Source organism: Streptomyces sp. NPDC001732 (assembly GCF_053596315.1).
This window is the reverse complement of sequence record NZ_JBSFFY010000004.1, coordinates 77,024-91,982: the sequence shown is the minus strand read 5'-3', so window position 1 is coordinate 91,982 and position 14,959 is coordinate 77,024. Positions and strand designations below refer to the sequence as shown.

Here is a 14,959-nt window from a genome sequence, read left to right as displayed (position 1 = left end):
ACTTATTTAGATGCTTTCTTCCTGGTTTCGGGAAGAAGGGGTGCTTCCTGTACTTCGTCATCCGGACTGGCAACCACCCAGTAGCGGCCATCCATGAGTGTGCGAGCTCGGTTGCCGTGCAGAGGCTTAGCCTCGACGACTCGTGCGCTGACGAATTCTCCCTCCTGGGGCACTGGCAATTCTAGCTGCGCGGCGGCGGCCTGATGATTCGGGTAGTCGCCGAAGATAAGGATTCCCTCTCCCCGGAGTGCGGCCCGCGCGCCGCCGTTATAGCGGACTCGCTTCATGTAGTCCTTCTGCTGCGCAAGGGTGCGCACGACTGTCCTGTTGATGCGTCGGCGCTGAACCCTCCGGAACAACTCGGACACCTTTGCCTGTCCCGGGCTCCGGCGGGAGGATGACCCGGCAGACAGGATGGGCTGAAGAAGCTCTGGACCGATATGCAGTAGAAGGTTCTCTTCGAGCTTCTCGTCTTTCCATATCCACTGCACCAGTGAATGGTTCTCCTTGGTCAGTCGGAATTTTCCATCCCGATTTCCCTTCTTGGTTACTTTGCCGCTGGTGGTGAGTTTCTTGTGATCTGCGCGAAGCAAGCCTGCGCACCACTGGCTCTTGTGGTCATCCGCCCAGACCACGAGGCAGATTTCCCCGAGAGCCTCCGGCGGAATCATCCACTGATAAATTTTCTGCGAGAATTTACAGTCAACCTCAATCCCCTCGATGAGGTAATCCATATCATTTCCGCTTTTGAAGCCGAACTCGCGCAGAAGGTTGATCTCGACCAGGGTTCCGGCGTGCGTTTTTTCTGTCTTGTGCAGGTCGTTCCAGTCAAACCTGCCAGTGTGCTCTCCGTCGAGTAGCTGATCGATGGTGTTTCGGAGAACGGTGCTAAACCGTGCTCCTGTGGGATCCAGCTTCAGAAGGTGCTCTCGCACAGCGATAAGTTCAATGTCGTCGGCTGAGTCTGGTACTGAGGCCATGTTTTTTGCGGCGGAATGGTCTTCAGAAAAGAAAGGAAGCAAGGGAAACCTCGTCTGTGTTCCAGGGTGTTGGGTGAGGAGTTTGAAGTAAGGGTCCCGTCAGACGCCACCCGCGATGCTCCGCACGTAACAGAGCCCCGGCCGGTCGCTCAGCCAGACCTCTTCCCCCGTGGGGACGAAGCCCGTGCGGGTCAGGACCGTGCGGGAGGCCGTGTTGTCGAGGGCGGCTGCTGCGCGGAGGGTGGTGAGGTTGTATTCCGTGGCGGCCAGGGTGCAGAGGTGGCGGACGGTGGCTGTGGCCAGGCCGCGGTTGGTGGCTTTTTCGGCCATGCGGAAGCCCAGGTCCGCGGTGCCGTTCGCGACGTCGACCAGGTTGAACCGGCCGAGTACTTCGCCGTCGGCGTCCACGAGGAGGTGGAAGTGGCAGACGCCCTCGGCCTGTTCGGCGAGCCGGGCGGCGTGCAGGGCGTCGAAGTGGGTGAAGTAGTCGTCGCCGCGGTCCGGTACCGACGCCGCGAAGAACGCGCGGTTCTCCAGCTCGAACGCGAGCAGGGCGGGGGCGTGGTCGGGGCGGAGGCGTTGGAGTTCCGGCATGGCAGAACCATACGGATCACGGGGCCGCGGGGCCTGTGTTTTGTCGGGCGGGGGAGGCCCCTGCCCCACCGGCGCGGCCGGGCAGGGGACCGGCTCCGTACGGCTGGTTCTCACCCGGCTCCGTGACACTCCCGGTAGGCACGGTTCGAGCCGCACCAGCAAGGGGCGTTGCGGGCCGGGGGCCAGGGGATCGCGCGGCCACGGGCGGCGAGGGTGGTGGCGTACTGGGGGAGGAGTTCGGGGGCGGTGGGGGACGCGGCCTCGGAGGCGGCGAACGCCTCGTACGAGGGGACCGTGCCGGTCACGATGCCGAGGTTGGGGGTGCCCGCCTCGTGGAGGTCCCGGAGGGCGGCCTCCAGGCGGGCCAGGTGCTCGGGGTGGGAGGGGTACTCGTCGCGCAGTTCCGGGTACGCGGTGAGGAGTTCGTCGAGCTCGGCGGCCGGCCAGTGCAGCACCGCCACCGGGAACGGGCGGGACAACGCCGTGCGGTACGCGCCCAGTTCGGCGCGCAGGCGGGTGATCTCGGCGCGGAGCTCGCCCGGGTCCGAGGAGCCCAGCGACCACAGGCGCTTGGGGTCGTGGAGCTCGTCCAGCGGGACGGCGGCCGTGTGGACGGTGTCGGCCAGCGCGTCCCACGCGTCGTGGTCGGCGCCCATCAGCCGGCGTACCCGGTGCCGGCCGAACAGCAGCGACCGGGTGGCGTACGGGACCTCCTCGTCCGGTGTGAGGAGCAGGGCCAGCGCGGCCGAGAAGTAGTCGTGGGCCGCTTCGAGCTCGTCGTGGGTTTCGAGGGTTCCGGCCGCGATCTCCCAGGCGGCGGGGTCGAGCGGAGCCGCGGCGCGGATGCCCTCGATGATCGCGCGGGCCTCGGCCTCGTGGCCGTACTCCCACAGATTGGCCGCGTTCAGGGCCTTGACCAGGTGGGGGTGGTCCAGGTCGGGGGAGCCGAGCAGTTCGCCGTAGAGGGTGGTCGCGCGGGCGCGGTCGCCGGCGAGTTCCAGATGGGCCGCGGCGCGGAGGAGCAGCGGCTCACGGTCCTCGGGATACCGCGCCGCGGTGCGCAGCAGGCGCTCGGCTTCGGTGGTGTGGTCGGCAGGCGTGTCGGGGCGCATGAATCACACCGTACTGCTGTACGGCTCCTGGGCGGAGGGGCGTTCCGGCCCTGGAGAGTTACGGGTGATGGGCTTATCGTGCGGCCCGTGCGGGAGCGGATACCGGTCGTGGTGCAGCGGAACCCGTGGGGGCGCAGGGCCGTCGCGCGCGGGCTCTGGACGGCTGCCGAGGTGGTGGTGACCCTCGGTGTCGTCCTGTTGCTGCTCGTCGTCCATCAGATGTGGTGGACGAACCGGCAGGCCCGTGCCGGAGCCGAGGACCAGGTGCGGGCCCTCCAGAGGCAGTGGGCGGACGAGAGGCACGGGGGCGCGGAGGGCGAACCGGGGGAGGGGGAGGAAGAAGGAGGGGGAGAAGCGGGCCGTGGGAGCGGCGGGCGTTCGTCCGGGGAGCGGGCCGCGTCCGTGCCTCGCGGGTACCGGGCGTACGCCGTCATCCGCATTCCCCGGCTCGGGCTCGCCGCCCCCGTGGCCCAGGGAGTCGGCAAGCGGGGCGTCCTCGACAAGGGGTACGTCGGGCACTACCCCGGCACCGCGCAGCCCGGACGGCCCGGGAACTTCGCGCTCGCCGGACACCGCAACACGCACGGCGAGCCCTTCAGGTACATCAACCGGCTGCGGCGCGGGGACCGGATCGGCATCGAGACCCGGGACGCCGTCTACACGTACACCGTCGACCGGACCCTCGCCCGGACCAGCGCCCGCGACAGCGGGGTCATCGCGGCGGTGCCGCGCAGCGACGTGAAGCCGTCCGCCGGGTACGACACGGCCGGCAGCTATGTGACGCTCACCACCTGCACGCCCGAATTCACCTCCCGGTACCGGCTCGTCGTGTGGGGAAGGCTCACGGATGTCCGGATGCGATGACCCGAGTGTCCGGAAGTGTCCAAACGAGCCGGCCGGGTCGCACTAAGGTTCCCTGACGTGCTCAGACGACGTCCGCAGTTGTTGTGGTTGCTGGTCCCTTACGTGCTCTACCTGGGAGCGCTGCCGCTCGTGAACCGGGTCCACCCGGTGGTTCTCGGGCTGCCGTTCCTCTTCGTGTGGCTGCTCGGGGCGACCCTGCTGACCCCCGTCGCCGTATGGCTGACCCGGCGGGGGGACCGCCGGTGAACGCCGCGGTCGCGACCTCCGTCTTCGGGGTCTTCATGGTCGTCACCGTCGCCCTCGGCCTGCTCGCCACGCGCGGGCGGCGCAAGGGGAACGGGAACGGGGAGGGCGGAGGTCTCGCCGAGTGGTCGGTGGGCGGGCGCAGCCTGGGAACCGTCTTCATCTGGGTGCTGATGGCCGGCGAGGGCTACACCAGCTTCAGCTACCTGGGCGCCGCGGGATGGGGCTACAACTACGGGGCGCCGGTCCTCTACGTGGTGGCGTACATGTCCTGCGGGTACGCCATCGGCTACGTCGTCGGACCGATGCTGTGGGCGTACGCGCGCAGGCACGGGCTCGTCGGGATCACCGACATGGTGGCGCACCGCTTCGGCCGGCCCTGGCTCGGTGCGCTCGTCGCGGTGCTCGCGACCGTCTTCCTGCTGCCGTACATCCAGCTCCAGATCACCGGCATGGGCGTGGTCGTCTCGACCATCTCCTACGGTGCCATCGGCCTGAACCAGGCGTACTTCATCGCCTTCGCCGTCACCACCGGCTTCGTCGTGGTGAGCGGGCTGCGCGGCAGCGCGTGGGTGTCGGTGCTCAAGGACGTCCTCGTGATCGCCACGCTCGGTTTCCTCGTCGTCTACGTGCCGATGCACTACTTCGACGGGTACGGGCCCTTCCTCGACCGGCTCGTCGCGGAGAAGAGCGAGTGGCTGACCTTCCCCGGACACGGGGACAGCGGGCTCGGACAGGCGTGGTTCGTCACCACCTCGTTCCTCAACTCCCTCACCGTGGTGATCTTCCCGACGACCGTGGCCGGTTACCTCGGGGCGAAGAACGCCGATGTGCTGCGCCGCAACGCGATGCTGCTGCCCGCCTACAACGTGCTGCTCTTCGTACCGATGCTGCTCGGCATGGCGGCCCTCTTCGTCGTGCCGGGGCTCGTCGGGGCGGAGTCCAACCTGGCGCTCTTCAAGCTGGTCGTGGACTCGCTGCCGGCCTGGACCGTCGGTGTCGTCGGGGTGGCCGCGGCGCTCTCCTCGATCGTGCCGATGGCGGTCTTCATGCTGGTCATCGGCACGATGTGGGGACGCAGCGTGCTCTCGCTCGTACCCCGGTGGGAGCGGCGGCAGAAGGGCGCCGCACAGGTGGTGGTCGTGGTCGCGGGGAGCCTGGCGCTGCTGCTCACGTACACCGCGCCGAACACCCTGGTGCGGCTCTCCCTCATCTCGTACGAGGGCATGGCGCAACTGCTCCCCATGGTGTTGCTGGGGTTGGTGTGGCGGCGACTGACCCTGCTCGGGGTGATGAGCGGGCTGGTCGTCGGCGTGGGGGCGGTGTGCGGGTTCGTGTTCACGGAGAACGACCCGGTGTGGGGGGTGAACGCGGGCATCGTGGCGCTGGGCGCCAACCTCGCCGTCGCGCTCGCCGTGACGTACGCGGGGCCGCGCGAGCGCGACGACCGGCCGGACGACGAGGTGCTGGCCCGGGACGAGATCCGGCCCGCGGCGCAGGACGCGGAACCCGGCGGCGGTGTCCGGGCGGGGGCGGGGCCGGGACCAGGGCCGGGACCCGGGGCAGGGGCAGGTACGGGACCCGGGACAGGGTTGGGTACGGAGCGCTGACGTGTCCGGGGACAGGGGCGGGGACGGGGCGCTGACGTGTCCGGGGACAGGGGCGGGGACGGGGCGCTGACGTGTCCGGGGCGGACGGCGGGTGGGGCGGGACGGTGCCCGAAGGCGGATGGCACTGTCGGACCCATCGTGTATAACGGCTGGAGAGCCGAACGCACGCGCGTAAGCACACACATGTGTGAACGGGACGAGGAGAGGAGGGACCGATGACCGGGGACACGAACCGTCTGCGCGACGGTCTCGCCCGCCTGCTCCGCCCCGCCGCACTGCTGCTCTTCCTCGTCACCGAGATCCTGCTCGCCGAGGGCGGCAGCCTCTCCGCCGCGGTCGCTCTCGCCGCCACCGCCGCGGCCGGTTCCGCGCTCGCCGTCGCCTCGCTCATCAGCGCCCGCTGTGCCGCCCCGGTGCCCCGCACCCGGGTCCGTACCGCCATCCGGGACCGGGAGAGACGCACCGCGTTCCTGCCGCAACGAGACCCGGACGCCAAGGGGCGCAGACGCCCCCGAGCCCCCGGCCGCGCCCTTCCGGCGGCCGCGTAGGGGCTCGTTCACGCCGGTGGATGCCGAGGCGCGCATCCACCGACGGTCATAGGTGCTCCCCGCGGTCCGTCATGCCGATCACGTACTTCCCCCGGCACGACGAGACCCTCGGAGGGCTCACCCATGTCCGTCTTCATGTCCTCATTCGCCTCCCTGGTCGGCGCGTTGGCCGACGCGCTGGACCCGCTGTTCCAGACCGCGTCCGCAGCCGCCGCCATCGTGCTGTTCACCGCGCTCGTACGGCTCGCCGTCCACCCCCTGTCGCGGGCCGCGGCGCGCGGGCAGAAGGCCCGCACCAGGCTCCAGCCGCAGATCGCCGAGCTGCGCAAGAAGCACGGCAAGAACCCCGAGCGCATGCAGCAGGCACTCATGGAACTGCACCGGGAGGAGAAGGTCTCGCCGCTCTCCGGCTGCCTGCCCAGCCTGCTGCAGATGCCCGCCTTCTTCCTCCTCTACCACCTCTTCTCCAGCAGGACGATCGGCGACGAGCCCAACGAACTGCTCGGCCACCAGCTCTTCGGCGCCCCGCTCGGCGAGCGCTGGCACGACGCGCTCGCGCACGGCGGGCCGTTCGGCGAGCAGGGACTGGTCTACCTCGGCCTGTTCGCGGTCGTCGTCGCCGTGGCCACGTTCAACTTCCGGCGTACGAAGCGGCAGCTGGCCGCGAACCCCGTCACCCCGGCCACCGGCCCCGACGGGCAGCCGGTCCCGGGCATGGGCGCGATGACGAAGCTGATGCCGCTGATGTCCTTCTTCACGCTCTTCACCGTGGCCTTCGTACCGCTCGCCGCCGCGCTGTACGTCGTCACGAGCACCACCTGGACCGCGGTCGAACGGGTCTTCCTGTACCGGGACATGCCGGCCGCCGGGGCCGCCGCGGTCACCGCCGGGTGAGCGGGCGGCACGGTCGGAACGGCACAGGCGGCACGGCCGGGACGGGTGGTCCGAGTGGTCCGGGCAGGCGGTTCGGACGGGGTGCTGGTCCAGGTTGTGAACAGGGTCTTGCAGGGTGATCGGATGTCTTGGACGATCGGACAAGCCTGCGATGGCCGCCACCCATCCGACGGGCCCGATCTCGACCAAGGGGAGAAAGACCGTTGAAGCTGCTTCGTGTGGGTACGGCGGGCGCGGAACGACCTGCGCTGCTGGACGAGGACGGAACCCTGCGTGACCTGTCGGGAATCGTCGCCGACATCGACGGCGCGCTGCTCGCCGACGCGTCCGCGCTCGCCCGGGTACGGGCCGCCGCGGCCGTGCCCGGCGAACTGCCCGTGCTCGACGCCGACGGGCTGCGGGTAGGGCCGCCGCTCGCCCGGATCGGCAAGATCGTGTGCATCGGGCTGAACTACCACGACCACGCCACCGAGACCGGCGCGGAGATTCCGGCCGAGCCGATCCTGTTCTTCAAGGCGCCGGACACCGTCGTCGGGCCCGACGACACGGTCCTGGTGCCGCGCGGCAGCGTCAAGACCGACTGGGAGGTCGAGCTCGCGGTCGTCATCGGGCGCACCGCCCGCTACCTGGAGTCCGCCGAGGAGGGGCTCGCGCACGTCGCCGGGTACGCGACGTCGCACGACGTCTCCGAGCGCGAGTTCCAGATCGAGCGCGGCGGCACCTGGGACAAGGGCAAGAACTGCGAGACGTTCAACCCGCTGGGGCCGTGGCTGGTGACCGTGGACGAGATCGCCGACCCGCAGGCGCTGTCGCTGCGGCTCTGGGTGAACGGCGAGCTGAAGCAGGACGGCACGACGGCCGACCAGATCTTCCCGGTGGGCGAGGTGGTCCGTTACCTGAGCCACTTCATGACGCTCTACCCGGGCGACGTGATCAACACCGGCACCCCGGCCGGGGTCGCCCTGGGCCGGCCCGAGCCCAAGCCGTACCTGCGGGCCGGGGACGTCGTGGAGCTGGAGATCGCGGGGCTGGGGCGGCAGCGGCAGGAACTCAAGGACGCGTAGCCGACGGCGCGGGGCGGCCTCCCGGACGCCCCGCACGCGCCCCGGATGCCTCGGACGACCTCGGGCCCTCTGTCCGGACGCCCTGGACGCCCTCGGATCCCCGGGCACCCTCGGATCCCCGGCCGCCCCGGCTCACTGTGGGTGACCGCCTTCGCCCGGAGCCCATGAGGGCGTGAAGAGGCGTAAAGATCGGAGGGGTGGGGCGCCGGGCGAGCGGCACCCCACCCCTCCTCCGCGTCACCCGCCGAGCGTCGCCGCGAACCGCTCCAGCGCCTCGACCACCAGGGCGTGGTCCTCCGCCTGGGGCAGGCCCGAGACCGTCACCGAACCGATGACGCCCGCGCCCTCGACGGCGATGGGGAACGAACCGCCGTGCGCGGCGTAGACGTCCGGGTCCAGGCGCGAGGAGTCGTCGAACGTCGTCCCCTTCGCCCGGAACCGGGTACCGACCAGGTACGAGCTCTCGCCGTACCGTTCCACGACCCTGCGCTTGCGGTCGATCCAGGCGTCGTTGTCCGCGCTCGAACCCGGCAGCGCGGCATGGAACAGCTGCTGCGGGCCGCGGCGGATGTCGATCGCGACCGGCGCGTGCCGTTGCCGGGCCATCGAGACGAGCAGGTCGCCGAGCGCGTACGCGTCGTCGTAGCCGAAGTGCGGCAGCGTCAGTCGGCGTTCCTGCGCGATGAGCTCGGAGATGGTCGGAGCGGTGGGGCTCATACGGGCTGCTCCTCGGGGCGGAGGCGGGGTGGGGTGGGGTGGGGTTGGTGGGGGAAGCGGTCAGACGGGCAGGGACACGGTCACGCCCTCGCGGGCCGAGCGGCGGGCCGCCTCCAGGACATCAAGGGCCGTCGCGGCCTGGAAGGCGGTCACTGGATTCTCACCCTTTCCACGCAGTGCGTCGGCGACCGCCGCGTAGTACGCCGGATAGTCGCCCGGCAGGGTACGGACCGGGGTGCCGCCGCCCGTCAGCGGGGACTCGCCCGCGCCGAGCCGGCCCCACAGCTCCTCGGGCTCCTCGCCCCACGGCCGGTCCGCTGTCGGGCGCGCGCCCGCCCGCAGGGCGGCCTCCTGCGGGTCGAGGCCGTACTTCACATAGCCGGCGGACCTGCCCAGTACCCGGAAGCGCGGGCCGAGCTGCGCCGCCGTGGCACTGACGTACAGATGCGAGCGGACCCCGTTCGCATGGGTGATCGCGACGAACGTGTCGTCGTCCGCGGCGGCACCGGGGCGGCGCACGTCGGACTCCGCGTACACCCGCACCGCCGGTCCGAACAGCACGAGCGCCTGATCGACGACATGGCTCCCCAGGTCGTACAGCAGCCCGCCGATCTCCTGCGGGTCGCCCGACTCGCGCCAGCCGCCCTTCGGCCGTGGCCGCCACCGCTCGAAGCGGGATTCGAAGCGCTGCACGTCGCCCAGTGCACCGTCCGCGATCAGCCGGGAGAGGGTGAGGAAGTCGTTGTCCCAGCGGCGGTTCTGGAAGACCGAGAGCAGCAGCCCGCGCTCCTCGGCCAGGGCCGCGAGTTCGCGCGCCTCGGCCGCCGTGCCGGCGATCGGCTTGTCCACGACGACGGGCAGACCGGCTTCGAGCGCGGTGGTCGCGATCGGGACGTGGGTCCTGTTCGGCGAGGCGATCACGACCAGGTCGAGGCCGTCCGCACGTTCCCACAGCTCCTGCGGCGACGCGACGAACGCCACGTCGGGGAACTCGGCGCGTGCCCGGTCCCGCCGCTCCTCGTTCGCGGTGACGACCGTGTCGAGGACGAGCCCGTCGGTCGCGGCGATCAGCGGGGCGTGGAAGACGGACCCCGCCAGGCCGTAACCGACGAGTCCGACGCGCAGAGGGGTCCCGGACGGCTCGGAGGTCCGGTGAGTCGCGGTGCCAGTCATGCCCGTCACTTAAGCAACGCTGTTGCCGAAGTGCAAGCGACGGTGACAATGGGGCCGTGAACAGGAGGGACGGTGCACAGGAGTAACAGCGGCGCGAACCTGCCGACGCTGCGCGGTCACAACGCCGCGCTCGTGCTGGACCTGCTGCGGGTGGCGGGCGAGGACGGCATCAGCAGGCTCGAACTCGCCGAGCGCACGGGGCTCACGCCGCAGGCCGTCAGCAAGATCACGGCCCGGCTGCGGGCCGAGGGCCTGGCCGCCGAGGCGGGCCGGCGGGCCTCCACCGGGGGCAAGCCGCGGACCGTGCTGCGCCTGGTGCCGGACGCCGGGCACGCGGTCGGCCTGCACCTGGACCGCGACGAACTGACGGCGGTGCTCGTCGACCTGTCCGGCACGGTCGTCGCGAGCCGTACCGCCCCACTGGACCTCGGCGCCCCGGCGGACGAGGTGCTCACGGCTGCGGCGGACGCGGTCGCGGCGATACGGGGCGCGGACGAGTGCGTGGGTGCGGGTGCGGGGGGCGGTGCGGAAGGGGTGCGGGGGAGCCGGCCGGTGCTCGGGGTCGGTGCGGCGGTGCCGGGGCCGCTGGACCACCGGAGCGGGGTGCTGCACCGCGTCACCGGGTTCCCGCAGTGGGACGGGTATCCGCTGCGGGACGCGCTCGCCGTACGGACCGGGCTGCCCGTCGTCGTGGACAAGGACACCAACGCCGCCACCCTCGGGCTCGCCCTGCGGACGGTGGGCGGCGGCGATGACCCGGTGGGCGGTGACGCGGTGGGCGGTGGCGACTTCGCGTACCTGCATCTGGGGACCGGGCTCGGCGCCGGGCTGTTCCTCGGCGGGGAGCTGCACCGCGGGGCCCGCACCGGGGCCGGTGAGTTCGGGCACCAGACGATCCGGCTGGACGGGCCGGAGTGCGGCTGCGGGGGGCGCGGCTGCATCGAGGCACTCTGCCTCGCCGCCGTCGCCCGCGGCGATGTCGCGGAGGCGGCCCGGGTGCTGGGGACCGGCGCCGCCAACCTCGTCGGGCTCCTCGACATCGACCGGGTGGTGCTCGGCGGCCGTACCGTCGCGGCCGATCCCGACACGTACGTACGGGGCGTGCGCGCCGTGATCGACGAGCGCGCCCGGCGGGGCGGCACCGACGCGGCGGTGCCGGTCACCGCCGCCGGGGGAGGGGACCGGCCGGTCGCGGAGGGGGCCGCCCAACTGATCCTGGCCCCGCTGTTCGGCCGAATGGGTGGTGCGGAGGGGGTCGTGGGGGCGGTTGCGACGGGCGGGGCCCGAGCGGCGAACCGGGTGTGACAGGTGTGACAGGTGTGACGGGTGTGACCCATGGGGTGGAGTGGGTGATTGGGGCGGTCGAGGTGCGAGAGATGCATGAGTCGGGAGAGGAACGGGGTCGGCGCGCCGCCGGCTGGGCCGATCGGGCGGATCAGGACAGCCGACCGGGCGGCACCGCGGCATGTCGGAGGTGCTCGCCTCGCGCGTGCGTGGCAGCGTCGCGATGCCAGAACCGGTGAACTCCGGCGTACGGGCCCAGTGGGTGTCCGCGATGTCCCGTCCCGCCCGTGGGGCCCGGTCCGTGGCGCCCGGCCCGCATGCCCGCGGTGTCGCCGGAACGCCCGAGCGGCTCTCCCCTGCCAGGCCCTGAGGGGCGGGGGCCTTCCGCCGGGGCGTCCCGGTGCCTTCCGGCCGTGTGCGCCGGATGCCCAGGGCCCCGCCCCCGGGCGCACGGCGGCACTCCGCGGACGCCCCGGCCGACCGCACAGCGAGCAGTGAAGGTGATCCCCACATGCCCCCCGCACCGACCCCCTCCGGCGCGCCCTCCCGGGCCACCTCCACCCCCGGGCCCGTCCCCGCCGCCAACCCCGCCGTCCCCGCCGTCGTCCCCGCCTCCATCCCCACGACGAGCCCCACGTCCGTCCCCCTGACCTCCGCCGCGTCCATCTCCGTGTTCGGCACCCCGGCACGTCCTCCCACCTCCCCGCCGGCACCCGGGCGCACCCGGCACGGGCTCGCGCTCGGGCTGGCCGCGGCGAGCGTCGTTCCGGCCGTCGTCCTGGGCGGCACGTCCGGCGCGTCCGCCGCCTCCTCGGCCACCCCGGTCTCGGCGCCGGACGCCACCGCCGCCGATCAGCAGCCCGCCTGCGGTGATCCGGCGGCGAACGAGTTCCCGATCCGTACCCGTATCCACGGAGGCCCGGACACCTACGCGTCCGGCGGCGGTTACGGAACCTGGTTCCTGGACCTGACCAACACCACCACCGAGTCGTGCCGGGCCATCCACCCCGTGCTCGTCCTCATCGACGAGGACCGGAGGCTGACCTCCGACCAGATCCAGCTGAAGTTCTCCGAGCAGGACCGGCCCGGCACGGAGCACCGCGTCACCTGGGAGACCACCGACCGGGACGAGCACATCGGCGTCTTCGGGGGCGACGGCGACGACTTCGACGGCTTCACCGTCCCCGCCGGTCACACCGTCACCGTCCAGGTCCGGATGGCCTTCACCTCCGACACCCGCCCCGGGCGGATCACCGCCAACGCCGCGATCGTCCAGCGGCAGCACGCGGCGAGCGGTGCGGCCAGCGGGTCGGACGGGGACGACGGGGCCTGGGTCGGCGAGTCCGACGACTACTTCTTCACCGTCGTCGACGACAGCGACAGCGGCGACCTCGACGACACCGGAGGGGCGGACGGAACGGACGGGACGGACGGGACGTGGCCCGACGCCACCGCCGACGCCCCGCGCCCCTTCGCGCCCGGCCGGCCCCCGACGGGGAACGGTCTGCCGGAACTGGCCGAGACCGGCCCCGTCCTCGCCCCGCTGTCCGGTTTCACCGTCGCCGGGCTGCTGATCGGCGCCGGGGCCGTGGTGATCCGGACCCGCCGCCCGCGCCGCCCCTGACCGCCCTGTCCCTGACCGCACCACCCCTGGCCGCTCCGTGACCTGCCGGGTGGGCGCGAGCGCTGCCGACCCCGGCACCCCACCCCCGGCAACCCGCCCCCGCCGACCCGCTCCCGTACTCCGGAAACTCACCGTCCCGCCCCTGGACGTTCACCGCCGTTCATGTCCGTCTGCCACCATCGCGCCGTGGACTACCCGCACGACCAGACACCTGGCGCACCCATCCGTTCCGGCATCCCGGAGCACGGCCGCATCCCCAAGTACTACGCCGTGAAGGCTCATGTATCCACGCTCATAGGGGAGTTGGGCGAGGGCGGCATGCTGCCCACCGAACGCGACCTCGCCGAGCGCTACGAGGTCTCGCGCGAGACGGTGCGCCAGGCGCTGCGCGAACTCCTGCTGGAGGGACGGCTCGCCCGTCAGGGGCGCGGCACGGTCGTCGCGGGGCCCAAGCTCGAACAGCCGCTCTCGCTGGCGAGTTACACGGAGGGCGTGCGCCGCCAAGGCCGTACGCCGGGCCGTCGCCTCATCGGGCTGGAGCGGTTTTCCTGCCCCGAGGCGCTCGCCGCCGACATCGGGGTGGTGCGCGGGGAGCCGGTCTGGCACCTGGAGCGGGTGCTGCTCGCCGACGACGACCGGGTCGGGCTGGAGAGCACGTACGTCTCCGTCGCCCGCGTACCGGACCTGGACCGGGACTTCGACCCCGACTCGTCCTTCTACGCCTATCTCCGCGACCGGCTCGGGATTCCCTTCGGGGACGCCGACGAGCGGATCGAGACCGTGCTCGCCACGCCGCGCGAGGCGCTGCTCATCGGTACCCCGCCCGCGCTGCCCATGCTGCTGATGCACCGCATCTCGCGCGACACGGACGGGAAGCCGCTGGAACGCGTGCGGACCCTCTTCCGGGGCGACAGGTTCTCCTTCAGCGCGCACCTGGGTGCGCAGGACGGCAACTGAGCGCTTTCGCGGGCGTCCCGGCGGGCGGTGGTGGAAAGCCCCGTCCGTCCGGCCGCCCCGCCTTGATAACGAGAAGGTAACGGGTCTAGGCCAACTTTGGGGTCCGGTTCACCATCCCGTTGCCGTACGGATCAGTCCGGGTCACCGGCCCCGAGGAGCGTGGCCGTCGTGAGAGTCATCGTCGTAGGAGCCGGCGTGGTGGGAACCATGCACGCCTGGCACGCAGTGAACCGCGGCCACGAGGTCGTACAGATCGAGCGCGAGAGCGAGGCGCGCGGGGCATCGCTCCGCAATTTCGGACAGATATGGGTCAGCGGCCGGGCCGGCGGCGAGGAACTGGAGACGGCGCTGCGCGCCCGTGAGCTGTGGGAGGGCATCGGGGCACGGGTCCCGGACCTCGGCTTCCGGGCCTGCGGTTCGCTCACCCCGCTCCGTACCGGGCTGGAGATCGCGGTCGCCGAGGCGGCCGTCGCCCGGCCCGACGCGGCGGCGCGCGGCTACAAGCTGCTCACGGCCGACGAGGCACGCGCGATCAACCCCGCGCTGCGCGGTGGGTTCACCGCCGCCCTGTGGTGCGAGCGGGACGCGGCGGTCGAACCGCGCACCGCCCAACTGGCCCTGAAGAAGGAGCTGTTGAAGTCCGGCCGGTACACGTTCCTCGGTGGGCGCGAGGTCCGTGAGGTGGTGGGCACCGCCTCCGTCCGCGACGACCACGGCGACGCGCACACCGGCGACGCCGTGATCCTGGCGACCGGCGCCTGGCTCAGCGGCCTCGTCCGCGAACTGGCCGGCCCCGACCTCCCAGTGCGCCGCGTCCGGCTCCAGATGATGCAGACCGACCCGCTCGGCGAGCCGCTCACCACCTCCGTCGCCGACGCGGACAGCTTCCGCTACTACCCGGCGTACCGGAGCGAGGCGCTCGACACCCTCGACGCCGAGCAGGCGCAGGCCCCCACCGCGGCGGCGCACGGCATGCAGCTGCTGATGGTGCAGCGCCGCGACGGCGGACTGACCATCGGCGACACCCACGAGTACGAGCACCCCTTCTCCTTCGACACCGTCGAGGAGCCGTACGAGCACCTCACCGGAGTCGTCGAGTCCTTCCTCGGCCGCCCGCTGCCGAGGATCCGTCGCCGCTGGGCCGGGGTCTACGCCCAGTGCGCCGACACCAGCCGGGTCGTCCACCGCCAGCAGGTGCGGGACGGCGTCTGGCTGGTCACCGGGCCGGGCGGCCGGGGCATGACCTGCTCGCCCGCCATCGCCGAAACGACCGCCGACGAACTGGGCTGGTGAAG

At 71.9% G+C, this 14,959-nt stretch carries 15 protein-coding genes; 10 read left to right on the top strand and 5 right to left on the bottom strand.

Going from position 1 to position 14,959, the window contains the following annotated elements; translation table 11 throughout:
• Window positions 1–2: 2 nt before the first annotated feature.
• The 3 genes from ACWCXX_RS06890 to ACWCXX_RS06880 form a co-directional block, all read right to left on the bottom strand.
• Window positions 3–1,022: a NaeI family type II restriction endonuclease gene (locus tag ACWCXX_RS06890; RefSeq protein ID WP_451125084.1), complete on the bottom strand. Its 1,020-nt coding sequence runs from the start codon at window positions 1,020–1,022 to the stop codon at window positions 3–5.
• A gap of 57 nt (window positions 1,023–1,079) precedes the next feature.
• Window positions 1,080–1,574: a GNAT family N-acetyltransferase gene (locus tag ACWCXX_RS06885; protein ID WP_451125082.1), complete on the bottom strand. Its 495-nt coding sequence runs from the start codon at window positions 1,572–1,574 to the stop codon at window positions 1,080–1,082.
• A 110-nt stretch (window positions 1,575–1,684) separates the two neighbouring features.
• Complete coding sequence (locus tag ACWCXX_RS06880) at window positions 1,685–2,686, bottom strand: SEC-C metal-binding domain-containing protein (RefSeq protein WP_451125080.1); 1,002 nt, start codon at window positions 2,684–2,686, stop codon at window positions 1,685–1,687.
• A gap of 87 nt (window positions 2,687–2,773) precedes the next feature.
• Here ACWCXX_RS06880 and ACWCXX_RS06875 point away from each other — a divergent pair, with 87 nt between their 5' ends.
• From ACWCXX_RS06875 to ACWCXX_RS06850, 6 genes are all read left to right on the top strand, one after another.
• Window positions 2,774–3,550, top strand: coding sequence for a class E sortase (locus tag ACWCXX_RS06875; protein WP_451125078.1), 777 nt, complete (start codon window positions 2,774–2,776; stop codon window positions 3,548–3,550).
• An 87-nt stretch (window positions 3,551–3,637) separates the two neighbouring features.
• On the top strand, window positions 3,638–3,796 hold the full coding sequence (locus tag ACWCXX_RS06870; protein WP_389102928.1) for a DUF3311 domain-containing protein: 159 nt from the start codon (window positions 3,638–3,640) through the stop codon (window positions 3,794–3,796).
• On the top strand, window positions 3,793–5,403 hold the full coding sequence (locus ACWCXX_RS06865; RefSeq protein WP_451125076.1) for a sodium:solute symporter family protein: 1,611 nt from the start codon (window positions 3,793–3,795) through the stop codon (window positions 5,401–5,403). Before ACWCXX_RS06870 ends, ACWCXX_RS06865 begins: the two co-directional genes overlap by 4 nt.
• Window positions 5,404–5,618: 215 nt before the next feature.
• On the top strand, window positions 5,619–5,951 hold the full coding sequence (locus tag ACWCXX_RS06860; RefSeq protein WP_451125074.1) for a DUF6412 domain-containing protein: 333 nt from the start codon (window positions 5,619–5,621) through the stop codon (window positions 5,949–5,951).
• A 123-nt stretch (window positions 5,952–6,074) separates the two neighbouring features.
• Entirely contained in the window at window positions 6,075–6,845 is a 771-nt protein-coding gene (locus tag ACWCXX_RS06855) for a YidC/Oxa1 family membrane protein insertase (RefSeq protein WP_451125072.1), read from the top strand.
• Window positions 6,846–7,048: 203 nt separating this feature from the next.
• Window positions 7,049–7,909, top strand: a complete 861-nt coding sequence (locus ACWCXX_RS06850; RefSeq protein ID WP_451125070.1) for a fumarylacetoacetate hydrolase family protein — start codon at window positions 7,049–7,051, stop codon at window positions 7,907–7,909.
• Window positions 7,910–8,146: 237 nt separating this feature from the next.
• Here the strand turns inward: ACWCXX_RS06850 and ACWCXX_RS06845 are convergent, their stop codons facing one another.
• Both ACWCXX_RS06845 and ACWCXX_RS06840 read right to left on the bottom strand, forming a co-directional pair.
• Window positions 8,147–8,626, bottom strand: a complete 480-nt coding sequence (locus ACWCXX_RS06845; protein ID WP_451125068.1) for a heme-degrading domain-containing protein — start codon at window positions 8,624–8,626, stop codon at window positions 8,147–8,149.
• Between the two features lie 60 nt (window positions 8,627–8,686).
• Window positions 8,687–9,799 carry a Gfo/Idh/MocA family oxidoreductase gene (locus tag ACWCXX_RS06840; RefSeq protein WP_451125066.1) on the bottom strand — a complete coding sequence of 371 codons (1,113 nt, stop codon included), beginning with the start codon at window positions 9,797–9,799 and terminating at the stop codon, window positions 8,687–8,689.
• Between the two features lie 72 nt (window positions 9,800–9,871).
• Here ACWCXX_RS06840 and ACWCXX_RS06835 point away from each other — a divergent pair, with 72 nt between their 5' ends.
• From ACWCXX_RS06835 to ACWCXX_RS06820, 4 genes are all read left to right on the top strand, one after another.
• A complete protein-coding gene (locus ACWCXX_RS06835; protein WP_451125064.1) occupies window positions 9,872–11,104 on the top strand; it encodes an ROK family transcriptional regulator in 1,233 nt (410 codons plus the stop codon).
• Between the two features lie 490 nt (window positions 11,105–11,594).
• On the top strand, window positions 11,595–12,707 hold the full coding sequence (locus tag ACWCXX_RS06830) for a hypothetical protein (RefSeq protein WP_451125062.1): 1,113 nt from the start codon (window positions 11,595–11,597) through the stop codon (window positions 12,705–12,707).
• Window positions 12,708–12,893: 186 nt separating this feature from the next.
• The gene (locus tag ACWCXX_RS06825) at window positions 12,894–13,664 is read left to right on the top strand and encodes a GntR family transcriptional regulator (RefSeq protein ID WP_451125060.1); all 771 of its coding nucleotides are present in this window, start codon (window positions 12,894–12,896) and stop codon (window positions 13,662–13,664) included.
• A gap of 168 nt (window positions 13,665–13,832) precedes the next feature.
• Window positions 13,833–14,957: a TIGR03364 family FAD-dependent oxidoreductase gene (locus tag ACWCXX_RS06820; RefSeq protein WP_451125058.1), complete on the top strand. Its 1,125-nt coding sequence runs from the start codon at window positions 13,833–13,835 to the stop codon at window positions 14,955–14,957.
• Window positions 14,958–14,959 lie beyond the last annotated feature (2 nt).